At 45.9% G+C, this 25,948-nt stretch carries 22 protein-coding genes and 3 pseudogenes; 12 read left to right on the forward strand and 13 right to left on the reverse strand.

The features are described from left to right. Positions 1–508: 508 nt before the first annotated feature. The gene (locus tag Q7V32_RS20440) at positions 509–685 is read left to right on the forward strand and encodes a CsbD family protein (protein ID WP_304898810.1); all 177 of its coding nucleotides are present in this window, start codon (positions 509–511) and stop codon (positions 683–685) included. 190 nt (positions 686–875) lie between these two features. Here Q7V32_RS20440 and Q7V32_RS20445 read toward each other — a convergent pair whose 3' ends face one another. The 5 genes from Q7V32_RS20445 to Q7V32_RS20465 all read right to left on the reverse strand — a co-directional run bounded on the left by Q7V32_RS20445 (position 876) and on the right by Q7V32_RS20465 (position 4,743). Next, entirely contained in the window at positions 876–2,357 is a 1,482-nt protein-coding gene (locus Q7V32_RS20445) for a phosphatidylserine/phosphatidylglycerophosphate/cardiolipin synthase family protein (protein WP_304898811.1), read from the reverse strand. A 725-nt stretch (positions 2,358–3,082) separates the two neighbouring features. After that, positions 3,083–3,520 carry a phage holin family protein gene (locus tag Q7V32_RS20450; RefSeq protein ID WP_304898812.1) on the reverse strand — a complete coding sequence of 146 codons (438 nt, stop codon included), beginning with the start codon at positions 3,518–3,520 and terminating at the stop codon, positions 3,083–3,085. A 13-nt stretch (positions 3,521–3,533) separates the two neighbouring features. Further along, positions 3,534–3,764: a YqjD family protein gene (locus Q7V32_RS20455; RefSeq protein ID WP_304898813.1), complete on the reverse strand. Its 231-nt coding sequence runs from the start codon at positions 3,762–3,764 to the stop codon at positions 3,534–3,536. A gap of 74 nt (positions 3,765–3,838) precedes the next feature. Then, on the reverse strand, positions 3,839–4,069 hold the full coding sequence (locus tag Q7V32_RS20460; protein ID WP_304898814.1) for a YqjD family protein: 231 nt from the start codon (positions 4,067–4,069) through the stop codon (positions 3,839–3,841). A 143-nt stretch (positions 4,070–4,212) separates the two neighbouring features. Beyond that, positions 4,213–4,743, reverse strand: coding sequence for a hemerythrin domain-containing protein (locus Q7V32_RS20465; RefSeq protein ID WP_304898815.1), 531 nt, complete (start codon positions 4,741–4,743; stop codon positions 4,213–4,215). An 899-nt stretch (positions 4,744–5,642) separates the two neighbouring features. On the opposite strand from Q7V32_RS20465, the gene Q7V32_RS20470 reads away from it, so the two are divergent. The 6 genes from Q7V32_RS20470 to Q7V32_RS20495 all read left to right on the forward strand — a co-directional run bounded on the left by Q7V32_RS20470 (position 5,643) and on the right by Q7V32_RS20495 (position 8,227). After that, positions 5,643–5,903, forward strand: coding sequence for a DUF883 C-terminal domain-containing protein (locus Q7V32_RS20470; RefSeq protein ID WP_304898816.1), 261 nt, complete (start codon positions 5,643–5,645; stop codon positions 5,901–5,903). Positions 5,904–6,068: 165 nt separating this feature from the next. Next, positions 6,069–6,482: a BON domain-containing protein gene (locus tag Q7V32_RS20475; protein WP_304898817.1), complete on the forward strand. Its 414-nt coding sequence runs from the start codon at positions 6,069–6,071 to the stop codon at positions 6,480–6,482. Between the two features lie 17 nt (positions 6,483–6,499). Then, complete coding sequence (locus Q7V32_RS20480) at positions 6,500–7,015, forward strand: hypothetical protein (RefSeq protein WP_304898818.1); 516 nt, start codon at positions 6,500–6,502, stop codon at positions 7,013–7,015. A 54-nt stretch (positions 7,016–7,069) separates the two neighbouring features. Continuing rightward, the gene (locus Q7V32_RS20485) at positions 7,070–7,513 is read left to right on the forward strand and encodes a DUF2383 domain-containing protein (protein ID WP_304898819.1); all 444 of its coding nucleotides are present in this window, start codon (positions 7,070–7,072) and stop codon (positions 7,511–7,513) included. A gap of 33 nt (positions 7,514–7,546) precedes the next feature. Continuing rightward, complete coding sequence (locus Q7V32_RS20490; RefSeq protein ID WP_304898820.1) at positions 7,547–7,675, forward strand: hypothetical protein; 129 nt, start codon at positions 7,547–7,549, stop codon at positions 7,673–7,675. A gap of 147 nt (positions 7,676–7,822) precedes the next feature. Continuing rightward, positions 7,823–8,227: a hypothetical protein gene (locus Q7V32_RS20495; protein ID WP_304898821.1), complete on the forward strand. Its 405-nt coding sequence runs from the start codon at positions 7,823–7,825 to the stop codon at positions 8,225–8,227. Positions 8,228–9,438: 1,211 nt separating this feature from the next. Here the strand turns inward: Q7V32_RS20495 and Q7V32_RS20500 are convergent. The 8 genes and pseudogenes from Q7V32_RS20500 to Q7V32_RS20535 all read right to left on the reverse strand — a co-directional run. Next, positions 9,439–11,301 (reverse strand): AsmA family protein, encoded by a 1,863-nt coding sequence (locus Q7V32_RS20500; protein ID WP_304898822.1) that lies wholly within the window; start codon positions 11,299–11,301, stop codon positions 9,439–9,441. 544 nt (positions 11,302–11,845) lie between these two features. Next, complete coding sequence (locus tag Q7V32_RS20505; protein ID WP_304898823.1) at positions 11,846–12,652, reverse strand: Crp/Fnr family transcriptional regulator; 807 nt, start codon at positions 12,650–12,652, stop codon at positions 11,846–11,848. A gap of 277 nt (positions 12,653–12,929) precedes the next feature. Next, a pseudogene (locus Q7V32_RS20510) lies at positions 12,930–13,136 on the reverse strand (ISAs1 family transposase); the annotation flags it as partial. A gap of 447 nt (positions 13,137–13,583) precedes the next feature. Then, a complete protein-coding gene (locus tag Q7V32_RS20515) occupies positions 13,584–15,962 on the reverse strand; it encodes an EAL domain-containing protein (RefSeq protein WP_370691489.1) in 2,379 nt (792 codons plus the stop codon). Between the two features lie 44 nt (positions 15,963–16,006). Beyond that, a complete protein-coding gene (locus Q7V32_RS20520; RefSeq protein WP_304898825.1) occupies positions 16,007–16,450 on the reverse strand; it encodes a PAS domain-containing protein in 444 nt (147 codons plus the stop codon). Positions 16,451–16,704: 254 nt separating this feature from the next. Further along, positions 16,705–18,042 carry a GGDEF domain-containing protein gene (locus Q7V32_RS20525; RefSeq protein WP_304898826.1) on the reverse strand — a complete coding sequence of 446 codons (1,338 nt, stop codon included), beginning with the start codon at positions 18,040–18,042 and terminating at the stop codon, positions 16,705–16,707. Between the two features lie 175 nt (positions 18,043–18,217). Then, positions 18,218–18,421, reverse strand: coding sequence for a hypothetical protein (locus tag Q7V32_RS20530; RefSeq protein WP_304898827.1), 204 nt, complete (start codon positions 18,419–18,421; stop codon positions 18,218–18,220). 777 nt (positions 18,422–19,198) lie between these two features. Continuing rightward, a pseudogene (locus tag Q7V32_RS20535) lies at positions 19,199–19,470 on the reverse strand (PIN domain nuclease); the annotation flags it as partial. Between the two features lie 307 nt (positions 19,471–19,777). Between Q7V32_RS20535 and Q7V32_RS20540 the strand changes: the two are divergent. From Q7V32_RS20540 to Q7V32_RS20560, 5 genes and pseudogenes are all read left to right on the forward strand, one after another. Further along, positions 19,778–20,021: pseudogene (locus tag Q7V32_RS20540) on the forward strand (transposase domain-containing protein); the annotation flags it as partial. Between the two features lie 59 nt (positions 20,022–20,080). Beyond that, positions 20,081–20,254 (forward strand): hypothetical protein, encoded by a 174-nt coding sequence (locus Q7V32_RS20545; RefSeq protein ID WP_304898858.1) that lies wholly within the window; start codon positions 20,081–20,083, stop codon positions 20,252–20,254. Between the two features lie 577 nt (positions 20,255–20,831). Then, on the forward strand, positions 20,832–21,950 hold the full coding sequence (locus Q7V32_RS20550; RefSeq protein ID WP_304898829.1) for a hypothetical protein: 1,119 nt from the start codon (positions 20,832–20,834) through the stop codon (positions 21,948–21,950). An 11-nt stretch (positions 21,951–21,961) separates the two neighbouring features. Then, entirely contained in the window at positions 21,962–23,815 is a 1,854-nt protein-coding gene (locus Q7V32_RS20555) for a cytochrome c (protein WP_304898830.1), read from the forward strand. An 85-nt stretch (positions 23,816–23,900) separates the two neighbouring features. Then, positions 23,901–25,724 (forward strand): cytochrome C, encoded by a 1,824-nt coding sequence (locus tag Q7V32_RS20560; protein WP_304898831.1) that lies wholly within the window; start codon positions 23,901–23,903, stop codon positions 25,722–25,724. Positions 25,725–25,948: the final 224 nt, after the last annotated feature.

Below are 25,948 nucleotides of genomic sequence, written 5' to 3' on the forward strand. Positions count from 1 at the left end.
GGTTCGGCTAAGGGTATCAATGCTTTTGATTGGCCATCACCCAATGGGTGAGTCATGATCTCTTGCATAAGCGCCTCATTCTCAATTGATATCAATTACTTGAGATAGTTTAGCAAGTTTTAACTGCTCTTTTTAGGTTTATCTCTCCTTCCCCAAAGAAGTGGTTTGAAAAAGTCTGCACAGATAAGGATCTACCTGATAATAAAGCTGTTTCAGCTCTAACTCTTTAACTGTATTCGAGCGCGTCATTCCGGGGATTGCCGGAATCCAAGTCACCTGGATAGCTCGAAGCTTACCATCCATGGCACTGGATGCCCGTTTCCAGACGAGCATGACGGGCTTATGGATTTAGCGGAAACATCTTGCTAATCAGGAGAATCTATGTTTGTTGCCACACCGAACGCTTTCAGTTTAAGGTGTAGAACGGGTATTAAGCGCTGGGGTACATTACTCCAGGCTTTGGTCACGACTATATGGTCATGGCTAAATTAATTATCAGGTGACACTCATGAACAAAGATCAAGCAAAAGGCCGAGTCGAAGAAGCCAAAGGTAAAGTCAAGGAAACCATCGGCAAGATGCTGGATGACAAGGGTATGGAAGTAGAGGGAAATGTCCAAAAGAACGTCGGCAAGGGCCGCGCGGGATGGGGTGATCTTAAGGACGATCTGAAGAAAAACAAATAAACGCGTACTGCTGAACCGCAGCAATTTGCATTTTGATGATAAAAAAGGGTAGGCTTAACCCTAACCAAGGTTAAGCACGAGGAATACATGGCCCAACCGAGTGCCAATTAATCCCTCGCATCTCACGATAACAAACCCTCCTACTAAAAAGTCCTCGGCGACAGCTCTGGATATTTTCCCTTGATCACCCTTATAACTGTGAACTAAAGAGTCCTGCGAGGCCGTCCATTACCTTGTCGCTCCACAGCCGATCCTCCCATTCCTCCAGTGTTATCCTGCGCGAATTGTGCAAATCGTGTTCGAATATGCGCACCTGGATGCGCGCAAAGTCGGCGTCGTAGATATTTAGGTTGGCTTCATCATTAACGCTGAACGAGCGGCTGTCGAAGTTGGTCGATCCTACCGATGTCCAAAGTTCGTCCACGACCATCACCTTGCAATGGAACATCGTCGGCTGGTACTCGTAGATCTCGATACCTGCGCGCAATAGCGGACCCCACTCGAAACGCGAAGCACGCCGGAGTAGTTTCCGGTCAATGTAAGGGCCGGGGACGAGCATCTGTATGCGAACCCCGCGCTTTCTTGCCGCGATAAACGTATTGACCGCAACGTTATCAGGAACAAAATACGACATCGAGAGCTGCACCGAGGTTTTTGCCGCGGCGATCGACAACAGATACATCAGCTGGGCGCTTTCGGCGCCGCCGCCAGGAGAACTCGTGAAGACCTGCGCGATGTGCGTGCCGGCCGGTTCGATCGGAGGAAAATAGGCGGCACCGTGCAATACGTGCCCGCTGACTTCGATCCAGTTGTCGAGGAACGCAGCTTGCATTTGCGCGACCACAGGGCCTTCAATACGAAAATGCGTATCCCGCCAATGCTGTGGATCCTGCGCATTTCCGGTCCACGGTATGGCGATTCCAACGCCACCGTTGAAACCGATTTTACCGTCAACCACCAGGAGTTTACGATGAGTTCTGTGGTTCATCCTGGCAAGCGTATACCAGCGCAGCGGATTATAGCGGAGCACTTCTATCCCAGCCTCCTCCATCTGCGTGACATAGGTTTCGTCGATATCGCCGCTGCCGAGCCAATCGAGCATGACATGCACGCGAACGCCGGCCCGTGCCCGCTCACTTAGTGCTTCGGCAAACTCCTGGCCGATGGTGCCGGACCAATAAATGAAAGTCTCGAAAGTAATCGTTTTCTGCGCGCCGCGGATGGCTTTCAGCATCGCAGGAAAGATTTCGTTACCGTTTACTAGCGCTTGGACACGATTGCCCTCAATAATCGATGGCCCTAAAAGACTTCCCATTGACCTCAGGAACTGGGAGTCGGCCACCGAGTAGAGCGTTTCAATGTGACGGTCTATCGGTTTGTTGCCGAGACTTAAATTTGCGACCAACAGCACACCGAGTGCTGTTATCAGGATCGTGGCAATAATGCTAACCATGGTTATGCTCATCGCCGTAAAATCACGTAAAGTTTGCCCTCTGGCCGTCGGTATGCGGATCGACGCATCACTGATGGCCTGAAAGCGAAGCTGCGGGTAACCTGACAGGCTTGCGGGCCGGATCACCTGTTGCGCCTGGACACGCTCGGCTGATGACTCTTCTCGGCTCTCGCGCTTGAGTTCCTTCTGCGTTTCTTTGACCGCAAAGGAGGTATCCAAGAATGTCGCACTCAAAAAAACACTGTTCAGTAGGATTTAATTTTTTCATACTCTGCTCCGATTCCTTGACACGATATCGGTAAGATTACCAATTTTCTCGGTACGTTGCGGTGCTCATAAAGCCAAGCAAACTCTAAGCGAAAGATCAGACGCGGTCGGTACGTTAACGCGCATACTATTCATGCCGGTCTGGAAACGGGCATCCAATAATATGGAGGGGTAAGCTTCGAGCTATCTATGTGACCGGGATTCGCTTACGCAGTCAAACGGCTCTGGCAATCCCTTCGGGAATGACGCCCTCGAATACAGTTAAAGAGTTAGAACTGAAACATCTTTATAATCAGGTCACCGGTTGATGGGCAGATATCATTTTAACCTCGTTCCCGGTTCCTGAATGGCGATCGTAAGGTTGGGCGGGATGGTGTGGAGTGCTTAATGTCAGCCAATACTGGCTCAATTTTGTTAACCATTGACAACCATTGATGGACTGAGTTGGCTTGTAAAAATTCTAGGTTATAACGCAAGAATCCATGGGGAAAATACTCAAATCCTTATCGGCTTAGTGTGCTTAATTTGTTAATTTCTATATAGATTTTTCGAACCAGCGTAGCGGTGTTTAACACCTACCCTTTGTTGACGATGCAATTGCGTTCGCTCCGCGGCCCTGATTTAAGCCCTCAGAGAAGGGGGATTGTTGCGCTTTAGAAGGGAGGCATTGATCATGCCTATCCCATATCCCGTTGCCCAGAGGGCGTGGTCTGAAAACTGTGGAGGGTCGCGGGAAAGTGAAGATAGCGACGTTTACGGCGTATCACGCTACCCAGTATAAGAACCAGCAGCAAATTGGAAGTGACGGCAAGCAGGAGGGCGCTACTCGTTGCCAATACTTCATGCTTGACGAATTCAAGCACGGCCGCGGCCATGAGACCTAGCCAAGCACCCATCAGAAACACACCCACCATCACTCCCGCCACAACCCTATCCACGAAGCTCTTGCGTGCCCACTGCAACTCCAACGCAGCAAGCCGAAAACGATCGTGGATTAGACCGCCCAGCTCACGCAATAGCGATAGAGATTCTTCCTGCCTATCGGAACTTGTCCCCGGATCGCAGCGCGTTTCGCAGTGAGCCGGCGGGCCCTGCTTTAAAGCATCGGGTTTCATCCGGTTTGACGGTCTAACGGCCGCTTAGCACGCGGCTCAGCAGAAAGCCGGCCGCCACGGCGATACCTACCGACGTGATGGGGTTGTCGCGCACATAGACGCGGCAGTCCTCCAGCAATTGCTGCTCGGCATCTATCAGTTGCTCGCCTTTTTTACCCAGCGCTTCTGCGGCCTGATTCGTTGCGTGGGCGACCTTATCAATAGTCTCATCCGCAGAATTAGCTGCTTTGTCTATTATTTCCATGATGGATTCCTCTCTCATTAATTTAAGCCGCAGATCATTCGCGGCGTTGGGGTTCATACTGTTTGACATTCGGTCTAAGTTCGGCTCAACACGCGGCTCAACAGAAAGCCGGCCGCTACCGCGATACTTACCGACGTCATGGGGTTCTCACGGATATAGCCGCGGCACTCTTTCATCCATTGCTGCTCGGTTTTTTTCAACTGTTCGCCTTTTTCGCCCAACGATTGTTTAGCCTGGCTGGCCGCATCGGTGACCTTATCGACCATCTCATGGGCGGAATTTGTCGCTTTGTCGGTGATTTCCATCGTAATTTCCTCTTCTCTTTAAGTGATATTTTATTCTTGACTGACTTTGGAGCTCGTGTGCCCGTGCCACCGCGCGGGTAGGACCGGCACTGAGCTTCACTCAGCCGCAGGGCGGCCTGATCAGATTGCCTGGTGGGTAACACTCAACGCGATAGGGCTTTTCTGGCCTTCACCGGTTTTTCCGCTTCGCCTCTCTCCGCCTGCAACTCGTGCATGCGTTGGCTCAATGCTGCGCCTAGCGCGGCAATATCGACCTTGGCTTTTTTAGCCTTGGGAAACATTTTTTGTTCTTCTTCATTAACATGATGATCAATCATTTCACCGAGCACGATAACCGTGGCTACGTAGTGGTCGTGTTCGGGTGCCATGGCCTCGAGTTGCGCAATGAGGTTCTTGGCCCCGGCATGCTCCACGTCAGCTTCGTTCATCAAATCGTCGTCCTTAATGGCGTCGCGAACTGCCGGATAAAAGAGTTCTTCCTCGGCTTGAGCATGAATGTTCAGCGCCATGCATATCTGCTGAACTACTGCGGCTTTTGCCTTATCGCTGCCCTCGTCCTTGGCGAGTTTGGCAAACTCCGCAAAGAGTTTTTTTACCTTCTTGTGGTCTTCAGTGAGTAACGTGATAGCGTCGTCTTCGTGCTGCATGGCAGGTTTATGTGCGGTCTTGGTCATAACTTTATCCTCAAAAATTTTAAAGGTCAGACTTGGGGATTCCAAGTCACGCGGCTCTTTACGGATGCGGAATGCAGTGGGCCGTCAACTTCGCAGGACCCGCTTAGAAGCGATTTCCTTGGGCGATGGTTCGTCTCACTTAGAGCCACAATAAATTCGTCAGTCCGCTTAGTCAGTTCGCAACCAAACATAGAGGAGGATTTTTTTCCGGCTCTGAAACCCTGCGAATCGGTGACAGCAGCAGACTCCGTAGTTATGAAATGATCATCAAGCTCGGTTGCCATCGGAGCCTACATCACCCCATTCCGGCCAAGACGTAGGGCGAATGTAGATAAGAAGGGTGGCATTTTACGTCGAGCTATACCATCGAGCGCCAAGCGCTAACTTCTCGTTGGGCTTGGCAATGAGTCTTTAAGTTACTTGGTCATGAACGCAGGTAGTGGGAGATTTTCCGAAGGAAGATTGAACTAAAGAAGAAATTTGGAAGATCAAAATAATTTTCACAAAACCAGCGTCGGGCTGGCTAAAAATAGTTTTTCTCCAGTGTTTGACAACGTACAGAATCAAGGACGCATTTTCATTAGACTTTTATTCAACGTGCAGAAGCGTGTTATTTGACAGCCTCTTTGAAGGTTATCAACGCCACCAATTAACCAATTGTCACAAGTTATTTTAGCGGAGATGCGATATGGGTAAATATTTTATAGGCTGGCTCGTGGGCGTGCCTGTGATTGTTTTGGTCATTATTTATTTGCTGTTCAATCACTAACAGTCCGTCCACCTGAAGCCATTTAAAAGATGGTAAATGTCAGTTTGTCCTCTTGGGTGAGCAGGATTTTGAAAGCAACAGACTTTAAAACTTAACTCATCCCTTTTCATTTTTTTTCAAGGAATTCCTTATGAAAGCAACAGAGAAGACCACAACAGTCGATGAGACCGTTGACCGACTTAGATCAGGCGTTCACTCAGCCGTTGACAAAGTAGCCAATGCAACCACTCAGGCGGCAGAAGTGCTAAGTCAAAAAGGTGAGCAATTGAAAAATGTGGAGCAGCAATTTTTAGAAAATTGCCGGGGTTACATTGATAAAAACCCAGCAGCTTCATTAGGTATAGCCGTCGGAGCCGGTTTTCTGTTAAGCCGTCTGATAAGCAGTCGCTAGACCATCGCCGGGTTGTCTACGATAACCTGTTTTACCGAGCATCAGCGGATTATTGATGCCGTTTGTAGTTAGGTAAAGTGGGTGTTCATTCGGTGAATCAAAAGGATAAAGCCGAGGCCATTCACTTATTTCGAAAGAGAAACACTCAAAAGCGAGGAAATTACAATGTCTACACGATTACCGTTAGTACTCTTCACTTTAACCGGCAGCCTACTCCTGATGAGCGGTTCCGTTCAAGCCGAACAGGGTGCCGTCCTCTATTTGGCGAACGGCTCCAGTTCGGAACTGGAAAACACCGAGCGTAATGTTCGCGACAGAGATGATGCGACTTTAACCCCGGTAGATCAAAAGGAAACCGAAGGCGATATCACTATCACCGCGGCCATCCGGCAAGCCGTGGTTAGAAATGAGTCGCTATCCGTCAATGCGCAAAATACAAAAATCATCACCCGTAATGGCGTGGTGACTTTGCGTGGGCCTGTTGAAAGTGAAGCCGAAAAAATCAAACTGCATGCTATCGCCAAGCAAACACCCGGCGTCGTGCAGGTAGATAATCAACTTGAAATTAAAGCGCCGTAAAGGCTCAGGAGAACGACATGAGTAAAGCAGTATTTTGTATCGCCCAAAACACCGGTCAGGCAGAGAGCATCGTTAATGACCTGAATGCCGCGGGTTTTTCCCACAGTGATATATCAGTTTTGTTTTCGGACAAATCCTCTACCCAGGATTTTGCCCATGAAAAGAACACCAAAGCGCCCGAAGGGGCTGCTCTGGGAGGGACAGTGGGCTTTGGCACCGGCGGTGTACTCGGCTTGTTAGCCGGGATTGGCGCTTTGGCAATTCCCGGTGTAGGCCCCTTTATCGCCGCAGGACCCATTATGGGCGCCCTGAGCGGAGCCGCAGTAGGCGCTGCCACCGGCAGTTTGGCGGGTGGCTTAATCGGGCTGGGAATCCCCGAGTATGAAGCGAAACGCTACGAAGGAAAAGTCGCGGGCGGCAATGCCTTGATTTCGGTCCATACGACCAGCAGCGAAGCGGTGGATAAAGCGAAAAAAATCTTCGAGCTGGCTCATGCCGAGGATATTTCTTCGACAGGGGAAGCGTCAGTTTAAGCATCGATGATGCACTGGCACGTCATCAAAAACTAATCACCAAGGATTTATATCATGCACAACATTGAAACACTCAACAAATTTCTGAAAGATGAATTATCGGCAACAGAAACCTATCAACAGGCACAGGAAACACTTCGAGAAGATGCAGGACTTGGCGAAGCGGAGGTTCTAAAGCCCATTTATGAGGATCATAAAGAGGCAGTTGCCAGTTTACAAGCACTCATCAGTCGACTGGGAGGAACCCCCTGTGAGGATTCAGGAGCTTGGGGAACGTGGGCAAAAATAGTCCAGGGCAGCGCTAATCTGCTGGGAAAAGAAACGGCCCTAAAGGCTTTGGTGAGTGGAGAAAAAAGCGGCGCAGAAGCTTATGAGGAAGCGTTGGAGGAGAGTGAGCTGTCTTCAGATATTCACACTTTGATTGAAACGAAGCTGCTGCCTGCTCAACAAGCGCATATTAGAACTTTGGATCGGCTTTTGGGCGCGGAAACGGATTAGGTTTTCAGTTTTAATCATTGCACGCAGTTTTTAATGAAGCCAGCGTGTACTCAAATTGATTCGCGCTGGATTTATTTCGGCTATGTTCGCGTTATTAGTTGGAATGACATCAACGCCATTATTCCGGCATGGATTGCCGGAATCCAGGTCACAAATATGTGAAAGTACAACGCAATCCATGGCTTCTGGACCCCAGCAATCTGTAAGGGCTACACCAATCATTAACGCAAACATTGCCTTTATTACGTTACTGGCTTTTAAACAATATTTTTTGATGTCTTTAATGGGAGTCACCTATGTCTATATTTAATGCTGAAGATTCAACAAGATCTAGCCTGGATCGCGTTCGCAGATCCACATGCTTCCCATGTGAATGAAGAGATAGATCTTCAAACAGACATAAATATTCAACACTATAAAGGCAAGAGCAAGGCAGAAATACTTGAGCGTATTCAAATGCTGGATAAGGAATGGGATATTGAGCGTGTGCTTGAAGTTAATGCCTCTACTTTAGGCCTAACCGGACTGATTCTTGGCTTAACCAAAAACAGAAAATGGCTATTTCTGCCAGGCATTGTTCTGCCGCTTCTGTTGCAGCATGGCTTACAAGGATGGTGCCCTCCCTTGCCCCTTTTACGTCGGTTTGGTATCCGTACCCGTGGAGAAATCGACCGGGAAAAATACGCGCTTAAAGTCCGACTTGAGAAGAACTGAATTGAATGTAAGTTTGAATTAAAGCCACCTATGTTCTGTCGAGCAATCTTCTTTACCCTGACACACTGAACCTGATCTCATGCGTCTATTTCGCGTTGTGGCAGCTAACGTATTAATTGCGCTCCGAACGACAGCTTTAAATATTTGCTAAAAATACGGATTATGTTGTACTGCATTGAAGTTAAAACCAATTGATTAATTGTTTTTCGAAGATAAGTGATGACCAGAAAGAAAGACAAACTTCAAAACTTACCATGAGCAGGACCGATAAAACTGGCACCTGTTCTGAAGGGCTTCGAACGTCCCAGAGGGCAACTACGACAGAAGAAATCTTTTTGTTCTGGCTATCTAAGTTCTCGTTGTCATGAATGAAAGGTTCTGCCAGGCCATTTAAACGGCAAACCAGTGTCATCTCGTCATCATGAGGTTATAAAGCCCAAGGAAAAGATCGGTTCGGAAGTCGACAAGTGCGATTAATCTTTTCGTGTTAAAGAGGGACACGGTGAGGCGGTTATTGAAGGCGTTATCCTCCTTACTCGTGAGGATGCAGAGGCCGACAGTGTGAGGACTTCGATGTCAAAACGACTGAATGACTAATTGACTTCTCACCAAGCTAATTTTCGCAGGAATAGGTAGGTTTTTTTGCAGTTATCCAAAAGATATATTGGTTTTTTTGTTAACTCTGTCACGGCACAAAAACCCAATGCTAAAATCAAAAGCCAAGCCGTGCCTTTTAAAACCAAATTGGCGCAAGCCAGTGGACTGCTGATCTGGATCGCCAGGCACTTTGCGGTCTTGACGGTCGCTGTGCAACAGCCTAGAAAATTAAATGTTAAGGTAAACACAACAGATCGAAGTGTTCAAAGCCGTTCGGCTGGAAACTCTGAAATGCCCGTTTCAGGAGGTTTGGGTGTTCCGCTCCGCCCCCTAGGTAGCGCTGCTTACGACCGATCTTACCCTTGTCCGTGCCTCAGATCATCCGTCGTTATGGCACTTGATGGGAAAATTGAAGCCGGATTCAAGAAGCAAACGTAAGCATTTTTGAAGAACCATGCCCTGTGCGATAAGTCCGAACTCAGGTATTTATGCGGTGCAATCGGGTAACAAGCCATTATTTATCAGTCCGCCTGACTCACAATAGCGATTGACCATAATCCTGCGGACGGGATTTCAGTGTTGTTTGGTTAATTGGCCATCATTAGCACCCAAAGTTAATCCTTTGCCTGTTTTATCATTTTCTGACAATCAATATTTTGAACCTCCCCTATATCAAATGGGGGGAGTAGCATGAGAGTAGACAAAGGATTAAGTGAAAATTTTGGTTTTAAGATAGTACCGGAAAAATTCAAGATTGAACGAAGTGTGAGCGGACTAAAATCACGAGGGTAAGGGGTAATAGCAAGATCAAAGGTTTCGTTTTTAAATGACAAATAGCCATTTCCATGAATCACACTATCCTTGGTGTTGAGCAATAAAGTTTTTGAGCGGGCAATCCCGTCTTTAATGTCGGCATCGACAACAGCGCAGAGGATAGGAATTTGGGTATCTCCCACGATAAAGTAGCCAAGCGCGTGGAAAATATCTAACCCTATCAAATCGACTATCAAGGCACTTATCTTGCCATCGACTTGCACTAAATAGGCTTCTCCATTGGAGCTTGAAAGTATATCTTTAAGCGAATTGCCAGACCCTTTTAATTTCAACTTACCGTTAATTTTGCCCAACGTTTTCTGAATATCATCAACTTTTTTGATAATCCTGCTTAAAGAAAGGTCAATCACATGAATTTGAATGTCAACCTCTGCCGGGTTTGTAGACCCATAGGCTGACATCCAAAGGTTTATCCTGCCCTCGTCAATTCCGAACGTGACCGGTTCGAATTTCAATACACCGTTGTTAAGCGATAATTGACCGTCAAAGTTGGTTATGGGAATTTCCTTGTTAATAATATTTGTGGCGCGAAGTCGGGCCTTTCCATTGGCTGCACGAAGTTGTTTTAGGTCGAAATGATGATCGGCTATCAACGAATCATTTTGCGTAGCGCTTTGATCTTGATGGTTAGGTACGCCGCCAATAAAGCCGCTTAAATCTGCAAGATCAAGCGTTTTGGCGAACAAATCCATAGTGAAATTCAAGGGCTCAAGAGTTGGGTTGACTAGAACTGTTCCTTGTAAATCAGTTTGACCAATCTCACCTTCTAAATGATCAAAACGCCAAGTGCTATCATGATGGCTTAAATTACCCGTTATTTTATAGGCTGAGCTGGGCGGTAAAGGGAGGCCGGTTAGAGGAAATAATTCAGCAAGATCAGGCCCTTTGATTGACAGGTTAAGCGTTGGATCGGCCACTTGCAGCGGCTGAATCACTGTGCCGCGAATGGCTATTTCAGTTTGGCCAAAAGTCATATTCAGCTTGACAGGGTAAGGATTCTTTTCTGAACGCAATTCTGAGTATGAACCTGCAGAAGCATGCAGATTTAGAGTTTTGTGTTGATAACTTCCCTTACTCTCAATGATAATCGGCTGTTGCCAGCCACCAGAGCCTTTTAAGGAATCTATATCCCCTTCGAAATTCATATCACGGATTTCATCATAATAATGAAATATTCCAGAAATAATATGCAGATTTTCGAAAATAATGGGTACTTCAAGCACGTTTGAATCAGCTTTCCGGTCAGAAAAACGCCAGTTTGTATCACCTTTCTTATTTTTTAATAAGAATAACTCCGGCTTGCTAATGCTTAAATCATTTATGAAGATCTCGCCATGAAATAGTTTCGATAGTGAAATTTGCAATAACAACTGATCAATTGTTGCAACGTTTTCCGGCCTCGGCCAAGCCCTGTTTTTGATCGAAATATGATTAAGCGTCAGTTTAGGTTGCCAGCCGATTTCCAGGAGAGTTGTGCCTTTTATATCAAGTTTTAGCCTTTCAGTATTAACGATAGCCTCAATAAACCAGACCCTGAAGTTATTGGAATAGGCAAAACTTAGTAGAATACTTCCGAAGGCTAAGAACCCTATCAGGAGGATAACTAAAAATAAACGGGTTAGGGTTTTCAGTTTGAAGTTCATTCTTTGATTATTTTGCTGGGCGCGCTTAAACAGTTTTTATGACTGCACGGGTTCTGTTGCAAGTTTTCATAAACTGAAAAGTTGCACTTATCGGTCGACACAGGGGGTATGTTTTTACAAACACTACCAAAGCCTTATAGGATTTTGCGAGAACCCAAAGCCCAAAAGAGATTGCGTTAATTATCCGCTTCCCAATTTTAGTCATTAAAAACAGGTCTATTTTTGGGGAATTAAAATGAGGTTCAAATCCGCGTCTTCTATAGTGATTCAAAGTAATCTATGTAACAATTCTGTCGTTTGTTTAAACTTACCTTGAGTTGGTGTTTGCAAGGTCATCTGATCGAAAATTTGCTTATTATCAGTTGCCGTTTTTGAGTAATTTCAACTGGCGGTGTTGGTCTTGGTGGGTGTATTTGTACTCCAGGGAAACTTAAATTCTAAAGAAGATACTTATCCAAGTTTTCAATAGCTTACTAACAATAGTAAAGTCAATATTTTCAGTTATAAGCCACGAATACCAATACATTGATTATCCCCGTTACTTTTATTTTCGGTTGCTTGTGAGCAAGCGTTCATACTCATCTTTAACCACCGCATAACACTCACACACTCGCATTTCAAGTTCGCGGCGTTTCAACACTGTAATCCGGCCACGAGCACCTACAATCAACTTATCAGATTCTAACTGACCAAGAACTTGGGTCACGCTTGCCCGGCGTATACCCAATAATTGCCCAATTCTAGCTTGCGTTATTAATACTTTGTTGTCATTTAATCTATCCAAAGTCATCAACAACCATCGGCAAATTTGCTGATCCAGATTATGATGCTGGTTGCAAACTGCAACTAGAGATGTCTGAGCAAGTAACCCCTGCGTATAAAGCAGGGCTAGATGTTGCAGTTTACCCCCTAACGAGAATTCTTGTTTCATCACTTTCCGGCTGAGTCGATAAGCATGACCTACACTTTGAACTTCTGTGCTAGTAGGCAAGCTCTCCCCGCCCATAAAAATGGATATGCCAACTATACCCTCGTTACCAACAAGAGCTGTTGCGCTTGTGGAACCGTCCTCCAGAGAGTAGACCATCGAAACAATGCCAGAGATAGGGAAATGCACAAATTTTACATGGTCACCTGACTCGGACATCGTTAATCCCAATGGTAACTCAACGAGCTTAAGATCGGATGCCACACGGTTATAATCAGTGGCAGGAAGGGCTGCTAATATGAAGTTTTGCTTAGGGTCTGGGGGCGAATCATTTATTTTTATCGTTTGTGACATATTTTGAATATCCAAGTATGAAAAATTGTTAAATTGGATTAACACAGACCATGACAGTATATTATTCATACTATTTGGGCTAGAGAAACTTTTCTTTGACTATCGTTGCCCTCAGCAAATGAGGATTTACCCATAAATTGAGTCTGATCGCCAACGTCATTTTTTAGCTATTTCTCCTAGTGAAATAGGGGTGGTCGTCAATGACGGGTTTGGGTCGATTTGCCACTTTTACTTTCAGCCAAAATTGAATTTCATCGCGGTCTGCTAACGAGAATAATCGCCCCACTAATTTTGGACTTATCCTGCCAATTGGCTTCAACACCCTGTCAAACTATTTGGTATCCTCGACGGCCTCATGCAGAGCACCTTGATTGCCTTTCAGACCCAAGACATAATCACCGCCTGGATCGACGATCTGTTTGGCAATGTCGCGCTGACAACCCATGGCGTCAATGCTCACGATGCAGCCTTTCAGTTCCAGCAATGCCAACAGTTTGGGAATGGCGGTGATTTCATTCGACTTCGCTTCCGTGACTTCCTGGCCTAATACCAATATAAGGGTCAGCCCGCCTTTCGAGCCATCAAATAATGCTTTGGCCATGTGCAACTGCTACAAAAGAACTTTGCGAGCTGCAAGCGTCTGACCAGACTTGCAGCATTCCATGAACTATCCTGGCACAGAGGGTTATTAGATCAGGTCAATTTGCCAGTTCAGGAAAGCAGAACAAAGGTATATCGATTTACCCTTGAAATTCATACCGAACAGCCCGGAATCAGCAGGCAAGGCTTAGTTGGGAATAGACCATATTCACTATACGCAAACGGTCTGACCGATATAGTATGTTATGCGGTGCAACTTGTAGGCGTTGGTTGAGATTTAGCTTAATCCACCGAACTACCTATCTCTTCGGCAAGAAGTCCGATTCAGAGAAGTTCGAATGCGGATTCAATAACATTCACCTATCAATGCAAAGGCGACTTAACAGTACTTCAAAATGTCTTAACGTTGGCTGAGCAAGCTTTCAAATTGCTCAATTGAAACAGGTTTGCCGAATAGAAATCCTTGAAAATGGTTGCAGCCATGAATAGCTAAAAAATCGCGCTGTTCCATCGTTTCCACGCCTTCGGCAATCACATTGAGTCCCATGCTTTGCGCCAAGGCTACGATAGTGCGAGCGATAGCCGCGTCATTGGGATCGGTCAATAAATCGCGAACAAAACCCTGATCAATTTTTAGTTGCTCCAGCGGCAATCTCTTTAGGTAAGACAAGGATGAGTAACCTGTGCCGAAATCATCTAACGAAAAGCTCACACCTCTGTCTCTTAACACATTCATCTTGCTAATGACATCTTCAACGTTGTCCACTAAAAGGCTTTCAGTCATCTCCAGTTTAAGTTTGCCGGGGTCAGCGCCTGTACGTTCAAGCAATTCCAGCACTTGTTTAGCAAAATCTTCCTGGCGAAATTGATGAACGCTCACATTAACGGCAAGCCTTAAGTGTTGGGTATTCGGCGCTTTAGTCCAACTCACCAATTGTAGGCATGCTGTTTCCAATACCCATTGACCAATGGCTAGTATTAACCCCGTCTCTTCGGCCAAAGGGATGAATTCCGCGGGAGAGACCATGCCTCGTTCAGGATGCGACCAGCGAATGAGTGCTTCCGCACCCACGATATGATCGTCCCTGTCGACTTGCACTTGGTAAAAAAGCGAGAATTGCTGGTGATGAATGGCTTGGCGCAAATCGTTCTCTAACGCGGTTCTTCGATTCAGACTGTCTTGCATGTTTTGATCGAAGAAACGCAGGGTATTGCGCCCTGCCGCCTTTGCCTGATACATGGCTATGTCGGCTTGTTTCATTAGACCCTCTACTGGAACACCGTGGCCTTTGAACAAGGCAAATCCGATACTGGGTGTACTTAAATAGTCGTGACCATCCAAAGGGTAAGGTATGCAAAGCGTCGTCAGGATTTTTTCACCGATGAATTTGCTTTGCACAACAGCCTCATCAGGCAAAGCGCTCAAGTTCTCCAATATGATGACAAACTCATCGCCGCCTATACGGGCAACCGTATCGCCTTCACGCCCACTGGCCAAAAGGCGTTCAGCGACCTGTTGCAAAAGCAGGTCGCCAATGTGGTGCCCCAAGGTATCATTAAGTGTCTTGAAATTATCCAGATCGATAAACAGCAATGCACCATGTAAATTACTCCGAGCACTGGTTGCGAATGCTTGCCTTACTCGATCATGTAAAAGTGTCCGATTGGGTAGTTGTGTCAGTTGATCGTAATAGGCCAGTTGTTTGATTTTGTCTTCACTGTATTTGCGCTCAGAAATATCATTGAAAATCGCAATATAATTGGTGACTTCGGCCCACTCATTTTTTACCGCCGTAATTGTCAAAAATTCAGGATAGGTTTCGCCATTCTTACGCCGATTCCAGATTTCCCCTTGCCAACTACCCGATTGAGCGATTCTGCTCCACATTTCCTGATAAAACGCAGCATTGTGAAGTCCCGATTTTAGTATTCGCGGTGTCTGACCCTTTGCGTCTTCCGGCGGATAACCTGTGGTTTGCGTGAAGGCCTGATTAACCTGCAAAATAACGGTATCCGCGTCGGTGATCACCATGCCCTCATGCGCTTCAAATGCCGTGGCGGCTATTCTCAACTGATGCTCTGATTGTTTACGCTCAGTGATATCTAAGTGCTCCGAGATCCACACCAGTCCGAATTCGGGATGTTCAAATGTGGTAACACAGGCGTAACACCAGAAAAGGCTGCCGTCTTTTTTGACATTATGCACCTCGCCACTCCAGATTCCTGTCCTCTCAAGCGCTGAGATTATTGAATCGTGTATTGGTGGGTGACTATCGATACCTGGAGCATTAACCACGCTGACATGCTTTCCGAGAAGTTCACCTGGCACATAACCAAACATGTCCTCAAACCGGGGGTTGGCAAAAACAATAGTTTGGTCAGTAGTTCCAATCAAATATATTCCTTCCGCCAGATTGTTTAAAATTTGGCTATGGAAGCGCAGCATGTTTTCGTCCTGTTTGCGCGCAGTGATGTCCTCGAATATTGTTACAAATTGCCCAGGCCCAGCTGTGTAAACATGAATCAGAAAATGTTTCTGTAAAGGCAAGAAATAGTGTTCAAATGAAGTTCCAATTTTCGTACGCTCAACCTGAGCATAGACATCAATAAAAGGTGGCTCCCCTGTTCCGTATATCTCCGAAGCTAATCGGTTAACGATGCGCTGCTCGGCAAGTCCAGTATGCTTTTCGTAGGCGGGATTGATTTCGAGGATCAGATAATCTTTAGGTTTTCCGGATATGTCATAGATAAGTTGATGTAACGCAACCCCCTCCAACATGTTAGAAAACAAGGAGGCAAACCGAAGCTCGCTTTCCTCTTGTTTCAGCTGGGCGCTTTTAGTTCTGATATATCCTCAAATATCGAATAAACACCTGTTATAGCATTATCCGCTTCGTCTTTGATCGGTATAGAATTAATATTGATCCAGTTGATGTTTTGCCGTGTGGGATTAAAAACTCCCATCACGGTTTGAAGCACGGGGTTTCCCGTCCTGAGTGTCACCATGGAAGGATGATCTGATCCGGGAAACGGGGAACCATCTTCATGGATAGATTGCCAGTGAGGATCGATGGAGGTAACGCCACGCATTTGATCGAGAGACAATCCAAGAATCTTCTCGGCCGCAGGGTTGGCTGAAATGATTTGGCCTCGTAAATTTTGATAAACAATGCCCAATGGCAGCGCATCGAATAACGAACCACTCTGGGGATAGCGGGGATGTAAATCGCTGCCTGAAGAGGAGTATGCTCCTTTAGTGTTATTCATCTACTAGTAAAATCAACAATATGCCTTGAAGTTGAATAATATCTTGATTAAATAATGGGGTCCGCACATCAAAGAGTGGTTGTCATCGAATGAAACTCTCCCGAGCATAATAATGATTTTAATTGCGGGGGGTTGGCTTTTGGCCGAAACTGCAAAATTGTTTCAGCGATTCGTCCACTGGGCGTAATGATCCAATTGCTCAGTTACGCGGTGGTTTTTCCGAAAATAAGGGTTGCTTTCCTACAAAACCCTGTTCAGTACGTCTGGTCCGGGGAAAAAAAGTTGACCTGATTGCGCCCCTTGTTTTTCGAGGCATACATTGCCGCATCCGCATGATTAACCAACTCTTTGGCAAAGGGTGTATCCTGCGGAGAAAGCGAAACGCCAATACTGGCAGAGATCTGAATGGTATGGTTGCCAAGATTGAAAGGTTCGGCCAGCCGTTGCCGAATTTTTTCTGCGACGATTTCGACATGCCTCGGATTTTGTAAGTTCTTCAAGATAACAATAAATTCATCGCCCCCTAAGCGTGCAGCAGTATCACTTTCCCGAACACAGTCATGAATGCGTTCTGCTGTCTGCTTTAACAAGTTGTCGCCAGCTTCATGGCCCAATCGATCATTGATTTCCTTGAAATAATCCAAATCAATGAACAGCAGTGCAATCGAGGTACCAAAACGGTGGGAATGTTTTATATATTCTTCCAGTCTATTGGTAAAAAGGCTACGATTGGGCAACCCGGTTAAGTCATCGTAGTTCGCCTTAGTCCAGTTATTATGTTCTGACGCTCTGCGTTCGGTGACGTCGTGACCTATACAGACCACTGACTCTACCTCACCGTCTTTGTTGAACACCGGTGTAAAGACATAGTCATGCCAGACTAGTTTTCCGGAGAAGGCTGTATAGTGCGCTTCTCGGCTAACGGATCCTTTGAAACGGATGACCTGTTCAACTTGTTCCTGTAGATCTGCCGCAATCGGAACGTGTAGATCGTAGCAATTTTTTCCTATCATTTCCTCGATCGTCAGGCCGAATAAATCCGTCAGTTGTTTATTCGCATACACAAACCTGCCCTCAAGGTTAAAGCTAAAAATCAGATCGGGGCCGGACGCCAGAATCGTCTCGAACATGCGGGAGTCGTATTCTTTTTCTGTCGAGTAACCAACCACTGATTCGGTAATAGCCTGATCAATGGCTTCGTTGAAGCGGATTAGATCGCCCAAGTCGGTTTCTGCATTAATCTGCTTAAAATCCTGCTTTATCCACAGTCTGGTCACACTGGCACGCAGGGCTCGGAATTCTGAGACTGTAGAATTCAGGCTGAAACCTGCCGCTAAACGTTCCGATCCATGCGTGGTTGCTGCGGTTACGGAACCATTCGAGATTTGTTGCCCCTTTGCCTTTTGCTTTTGATCCTTCTCGGACTGGGGACGAGCCAGATCAGCGGCAATCGTGAGCAGCATCTGCCTGAGGTGATCTCGCAACTGACGAGTATTCATGCCGTCCGCGTCCGACAGGTAGTTTGCGGCGAAATCTTCCCATTCCTGTAGAATCCCTTCAAGATTTCCAAGGATAAATTTATCAAGGCGCATAATAGTCTCGTTATCTATAAGTTTTATTCAACGCGACGCTCCAAAATCGTTCGTTTGAAATGCTAGTATGCAGAAAACTACTACAAAGGTAGCGACCGAATTCGAATACGAATGCTCAGTGAGTTTGACCGGAACACGCAGTCACTGACTACGTCTGGATATGTGATTGGATGAGTTAGCTATAAGTGCTTTTATTAGACTTATATTTCAATTTCTCAACTTTGAATACAGTCCCGCCCGCGCCGCGCAGGCTTGAACTCAAACCGAAGGCGCCGTGTAGCGATTGAACCGAGTAACCGCGCAGACGCCCGGTCAAAGCGACAATAGAGGGTTGCCGCTTATTAATGGCTTTAAAAAGTGTTTCCACGTCAGAAAGCATAACGATCTAAATGATTTTGCTCTGTGCGCTAGAGCGCTTAGTGAAAAAGACGCTCGATTTTGGCAGCCCCTTTATATGCGGATGACTTGATGGAAGAACAAAAGACCTTCTTAAAAAGCAACAGGAACTTGGCCTAAAACAAGACAAGATTGAGAAAAGTAGGTGAATCCGATTTAGCCAAAAAGGAGTATCGATAGAACGCGCAGATAATCCATCTATATTAGTGGTAGCTCATGTAATGCAGTTAACTTTTTTATATTTGTGCAATCGTCAGCTGACCTTGACAGGAACTTTCGAGTCTACCAATAAATTTGGAGGCGAGTGTCGAGCATCCTTCGAGAAGATCTTTTCCATTCATAATGAACATGCAGCCCCATTAATTTTCCATTTCCAACATCAAGTTTTCAAAGTAATTCGCCGAATAAGAATAGCATCAATCATTCCTCTCAGCGAACTTAGCCAAGCGGACGATGCTCAGAACTGTTGATGCTTGTATTACAAACCTATCGCGAAACAATCGAGGAATAGCTTTACAACAAAGTTGGCTTACTGCCGGAGGGTTGCCATTTGGCCGATAGGGTGAGGTCACCAATGACTGCTTAGTAGCCCTCCAATTCGCAGAAACTGTATTTGGCTGAATGGCCGGTTTGGAGAAGCGCGACAGGCAGGAATGGGTCGGACTTTCACATTAATTGAAGTGAAAGAATTAAATTATCGAACGGCTGGTATGGAGAAGAGGCAAAATTCCAATGTTTTCATATCGAGACGATAATCTGTTTATAGCACCTCAGCGCAAAATTCTGCTGGATTAACGATGCGTGTTCTACCAATACTGCCGCGTTGCAACAAACCTGAACGCTGATCCCCTGTAACTAGATAATCGGCATCACCAGCAATTGCTATAGCAAGTAAAAAGTCGTCAGGATCCTCTACTTCAATTTCGATATTGAGTCGCTCTAGGACGATGGCACGTTGAAGGTTATTAACCATCGTGCCGACTCTAGTCGGTTAAATTTTGGGTATCTGCTTGCTCGGCGTATCTCCTCTAGGAGGCTGTCCGCGAATTGAATGAGTATGATATCAGTTCAGATCCTGCTCGTGAATGACACGAAGGATCTGTCTGCATTATTGTCATATAATTCAACCATATCAATCCGATAGGATATAGTTGTCAAAAAATAACAGCCGTTTACGCAGCAATGACGATTCCCGTTAAATCCTCCCGGTTGAGTTTCATCAATACCAACTATTTCCGAGCTATGAGTTCGACCTGCTAGCAGAGGAGCATGAATGCTTTCTCTACGGCAAACTGTAGGAACAGTTGGATACCTCGAGTGTTGAACAGACCTGTTGGCACCGATTGATAACAATCCGGTAGAAAATAGTATTCGGCCTATTGCTTTGGGCAAGAAGAACTGGATGTTCGCCGGCTCCGAACACACCGACCGGACAACGAGCCGGGGTGATCCAATCCTTGCTTGGTACCGCTAAATTGAACGGCCTCAATTCTGCGGACTGGTTAAACAATACCCTGGAAAAGTTACCTACCTGGCCCAACAGCCGTATCGACGAATTACTGCCATTCCGCCGCCCGAAGTAAATCATTATTCGGCTTGTGAAAAGCGGGGACGGTTAGACGCATACACAACAAGCCGGGCGATGCTCAATCATCCGTGTCACCGGCAAGGTCAGGTTGCGGCTATGGCCTGGGCTACCCATCCTGCGTCCGGCTTTTTGGGGCGGGTTGCTATCACCGCCCGCCGCAGGACGGACTCGACTGCCATGGCTCCCGGGATGACGGTGGTCGCTAACTCGTTTTCGGGGATTGCTTGAGACGTTCACGGGCTTCTTGGAGATCCGCGAACAACTGCTTACTCAATGGGCGCAGATCACCCTCTGGCAATTTATCCAGATAGTCCGTGTCCATTTGACTAAGATCTCGATCGCTCAATGTCATATCCTATAGTTTTTCATGTTTTGGCATGTGGGGCTACTTTTTAGTGGTGGGGGCTAAACGATTAAAAAGAACATTGGAATTCAACCGCCAATCTGAAATTCTCTTGCTATCCGAATTTTTCTGAGTACCATAACAATCGAGCTTAAGTTGTTATTTTTTATTGTTTTATTTTACAGGGTAAGAAATGATTCCGGGTATGACTAATCAATAATATTTACACTGTTAAACCTCTTCGCAATTTTTGATGTAGCGATGTTCAAAATCTATTGAGTCCAGTGCTTTTTCATCTACACGCACTCAACATCAGGGCTCCTTATTTTACAGACAGGTTTTTTAACAAGGCAATTAAGGCTCGCGTTAGACCGCAGGCATGTGAAGGTTAGGATAATAATTAATAAAAAAATATCTGTTTCACTTGCTATGTTCGTTTCATAAAAATGAGGAGACCAAGTCATGACAACACCTGCATCAAGATGTCCTTTTGAGCACATTCAAAACCCCGATTTAGAGGCTGAGCAAATTGCAGAAACCACTGAAATCACCGTCAAATTACTGGACAAGCGTTATCCACCGCCTAAACAAATACTGCGCGGTGTCCATCCAAAATCACACGGTTGTGTCAAAGCCACCTTCACCATCAATTTTGATATTCCGCCCGAACTTCAAGTGGGTCTGTTTGCTGAACCTGGCAAACAATTCGATGCGGTAATTCGTTTTTCCAATGCGTCTGCGCTTGTAGAGCCTGATACTACAGAAACCGAAATTGATCCCAGGACTAATGAAATGGTAGAGGTAGATAAACAGGGTAGCCGAGGTATGGCAATCAAGGTGCTGAATGTGGGCGGCAAAGTATTAACTGATGATAACGGCGCACATAATCAGGACTTTCTGATGATCAATCAGCAGATGTTTGCCTTTGCCAATACCGAAGATTATTTGCGTCTGGATAGGGTACTTCTTCAGGATAACGATGTAGCCGATAGGTTTTTTCTTCCTCTATTAATTCCGGATTCCAGTGTCAGTGATGAGCAAAAACAAAGGATCGCCAAGACCCTTAATATCATCAAAGACGATATCCAAAAAACCGATGTAGGAAATCCTTTGGGTATTCAATATTTTAGCGCGGCACCTTTTCTGTTTGGCACGAACAAGGTCATGAAGTTCTCTGCAAAACCGTGTGCTGAAGTCCCTCCTACCCAGTCACCTCCAAGACCCCGACCGGATAATTATTTACGTGATGCACTAACCGGCACAATGAATGAAAAGGACCCGCTTCATTTTGATTTTATGTTGCAGGTACGCAGCGAAAGCTGTGATTTTGGGCCGGATAATGAGTTTATCGAGAATGCCTCTTCGAAGTGGGAAGACGAATTTATCAGCGTTGCCAAAATTACCATTCCAAGGCCGCAACCGGAAGTCGATTCCGAGGAAAATAAAGTCCACTGCGAGAAACTGGCATTTACTCCCTGGCATTCGTTGGTTGAGCATCAACCTATAGGCAGTATTAATCGTCTGCGTAAGGATGTTTATGAGGCCTCGGCAAAACACCGAGAAGCCAGTGTCAGTAAATAAGGGGAGCCAACATGAAAAATTCAGATAAAAATAGAGGCGTATTTATATTTCCTGCCATTGCAATGCTGCTGTTGAATGGCTGCGACACAGGCACAACCGAAAAGCCGGAAATAACTGAGCCGGTCAAAAGCCAGACTGCTGCCGATGTAACCTTGGAACAGGGTTGGGACAAAGATGAGACGCTAGACTTTTATAACACTTCCCAAGGCTCGCATTTACTGCCTTATTCCTGGTTTTTAGCGTTGGAACAGGCCGATAACAGCGATTTATTTCGAGACGATAAAAACATCACCTATTTAGGTTACATTCCTCAAGCTTCGATGCCGGGCCGCAATCCTGACGGATTGCCTATCGGCTTTGTTAAAGATGATATTCAGGAACCTTTTTTATCGTCAGCTTTAAGTGCCAGCCGTTTGTCATCCGACACCCAAGGCAATCAGATGGGTTATAACGTCTGGCTGGGTCTTAATTGCGCCGCCTGCCATACGTCTGAAATCAATTACGGCGATAAAACCCTCCGAATTAATGGCGGTCCTGCACAGTCTGATTTTCCTGCCTTTATGCATAATATGTATCAGGCAATAGCAGCAACAGTCGATGATGACGCCAAGCTCACTCGTTTTGCTAAAAAAATACTGCCTGAGGGGGGATATAATGACATTGAGAAACAGGCCTTAAAAACACAGCTAGTTGCTTATAACGTCTGGCTCAAAGAGTATATCGACATCAATTATGGAGGTTTGACAACGCCGTATGGTTATGGCCGACTGGATGCGTTCGGCGCCATTCTAAACCGCGTCACATCCAGCCTGCTGGATATACCCGGCAACGGAACACCGGCTAATGCCCCGGTTAGCTATCCGTTTTTATGGAATACATCTCAGCTTGATTGGGTGCAGTGGAATGGTTCAGCAGGCAATCATATTGCTCGAAATGTCGGAGAAGTCGCTGGCGTATTTGCACATACCATACTTAAAACAGATAATGAAGACGAACGATTTTATTCCTCTGCCAAAATCGTCAATCTGGATCATCTCGAACAGTTGATGAGTAAGCTGGATTCCCCCAGATGGGGGGATCCGCTGCCTGCGATCGATCAAGACAAAGCGGCCAAGGGTAAGTCTTTATTTGCCACAAACTGTGTCAGTTGCCACGGCATCAGGGATGACAACGGTCAATTCCCGATGACTCAACCGAACAAAGTAGGCAAACAATTCATTCAGACACACATGACAGGATTGGCCGAAATTGGAACGGATCCCTTAATGGCGATGAATTTTGTTAATCCTGCTCTGAATGTTGATCCAGGCCAAATGCGTCCCTTTTTAGATAAGGAAGACTGTCAGGACAAGAAAGCCTGCAGCGATCCTAAAGTGCCCAGAGGCGCGGTATTGACTGCAGCAGTCAAGAATATCATCGGTAAACAGTTAGCTGCGATCCAACCGCCATTGGACCAGCAGCAAATCTTGGCATTGTCCGGATATCATCTTCCTGACGAAACGCCTCCTAATCTAATTGCTTACAAAGCAAGGCCTTTAAACGGGGTATGGGCGACAGCTCCGTATATGCACAATGGTTCAATGGCCAATTTATACCAGACCTTGCTGCCTGAGAGTGAGCGTGAAACGTCTTTTTATGTTGGCAGCAAAAAATTCGACCCCATAAAAGTCGGCTTTGAGTCCAGTCAGGAGGGCAATCATTTCTTATTCAAAACCCTTGATGACAACGGTGCACCCATTCCCGGCAACAGTAATAAAGGCCACGTCGGGAACAGCTTTACCAAAACCCTTGGCGAAGATGGCCAATGGCGAGATTTTACAGATGATGAGCGCTATCAGCTGATTGAGTACATGAAAACCCTGTAAAAACTGGCGGTGCATATTAAAGGGTGGTCTTTGTATCACCCTTTATTTTCATGCTGATAAGGTTAAATAATCAACAGGAAAGATAATGACTAAATTACACGGTGTAGCTTTAATAACGGCAATTTTGCTTAGCGCTTGTGACGACAAGGCACCCAATGATAAACCAAGCGAAAAAGTTGCCAGCGATCCGGTAAAAAAAACCGGTTGGAAAAACATTCAGCAGCAACGTCAGCTGCAGCTAGAGGCGTATTTGAAACAAGAGCAGGCAGCTTACAGCTGGTTTGCCGATTTTCCCATGGGAATTAACGATGGCGTTCCCTATATTATCCTTAAGCTTTTGCCTAAACTTGCCCCCGAATTATGGGGTAGCGATGAGAATTTTCTTGATGTAATCGGTTTATTTAAAGATCAACGTGCTCCGGGTTATCCGATTGCACGCGGGATTGGCTGGAGCGGGCTGGGGCGGGACGATCCGAATGGTGCAGTTGACTACGCATCATTTACCTGCGGAGCCTGTCATATTGGCCAAGTCAGAACGAATGAGGGGATACGTTATCTGGACGGCGGCATAAACGCACAGTTTAATTTGCCGCAATATCGGGTCAGAGCGATGAAGACGGTGGAAAAAATTGCCGGCAACTTTGACGGTGAGCAAAACAAAATAGATCGGGCAACCTCGGCGATTATTGCCACGCTGGATCAGATGCACGCGGAGGATAAAAATTATTTCTATCAAAATTACAAACTTGGCGGCAAAGTGTTTGATGCCGAATATGAATCACAGCAAATCGTCCTATTCAAGCAGAACGCACCTGCAATTATTAAGAAATTTATAGCCCGTACCCAACTTGAATATTCGGCGTTTGCTGCATTACTGAACCAGAATTACCGTGGATTTGAATCACAAATGCTGGACGGATTCGGGGGAATGGCCGATGCCACCGGCATCAGTACCTCTTTTAATTACGTAGTCAGACGGGATGTCGACAAGGATCCCTCGGTCAATCCTGAAACCGATCTTCCTCCGACGCAGAGCATCACTGATTTCATGCCCGTTTGGGAACAAGACAAGCGAAAGGTTCATTGGTCAGCCGATCACACCCAGTTGCTTGATGGCGGCGGCCAATGGAATGGCAACATTCCAATCCCCATGTTCAGAGATCTTGCGGCTGAGTTGACGATGGGTTTTGGTGCCGAAACAGATCTGCGCGTATCGGCCTTCGCTGAAACACTGCTGGAAAATTTACCGGCGCCGGTTTATCCCTTTAACGTCGATATGGATAAAGCCGATAAAGGCCGCGATTTGTATCAACAAAATTGCACTGTCTGTCATAAACCCCATAATGGTGAAGTTTATCAGATAGGGACACATAACGGTCGTGCTCGTGTTGCCACTGAAGCTATTACCGAAGGTGCAAGGGTTGCTTTTACAACTATCTGTTCACCAGAAACAACAATCGAAATGCCGGGCCAGGGCAGCATAAAACCCTGCGCCCAGTTTGAAGGCGTTTCTTTAGCGGGTAAAGCCGAATTTGCCATGATGAATCCGGCCAAACATGATGGTTATAACGCTTTACCTTTGGGGGGCATATGGGCACAAGCGCCTTATCTGCATAATGGTTCTGTACCAACGATATACCATCTGCTGGTTCCCGATGAGCGCCCCGTAGTCTTTATGAAAAGCCGTCTGGATTATGATCAGCAATTTTTGGGATTTTCCTGGATGATCACCGCCAACAAGCAAGATACAAAAGAAGAAGGCTATCAATACGATACTCAGGCCATCCCCGCATTTTCAAATTCCGGACACGATAAAGACATCACAATTGGACAGCAGCGATACAAATTAAATTGGAACTACGACAAAGAAGGGGCAATGGCCATCATTGAGTATATGAAAACACTGTGAACTGTCAATCGAGGCAGCGACTTGAATCACTGACGGAGTCAATGCCTTTTTTGCGCAATTACCGGGGAATTCAAGTTATTTTCGGATCAATGACAATGTTCATGAATCATATCGGAAAACAACACGAGAGTAACTTTAAAAATGATTGAAGAATATTCACAGGAATATCAGATTTTAATAGACTTGAATTCATATAAAAAATGCAACACCTCTTAAAAGGGCTA

Origin of the sequence: Methylicorpusculum sp., from assembly GCF_030651835.1 — a bacterium.
In the GTDB taxonomy this organism is placed as follows: Bacteria; Pseudomonadota; Gammaproteobacteria; order Methylococcales; family Methylomonadaceae; genus Methylicorpusculum.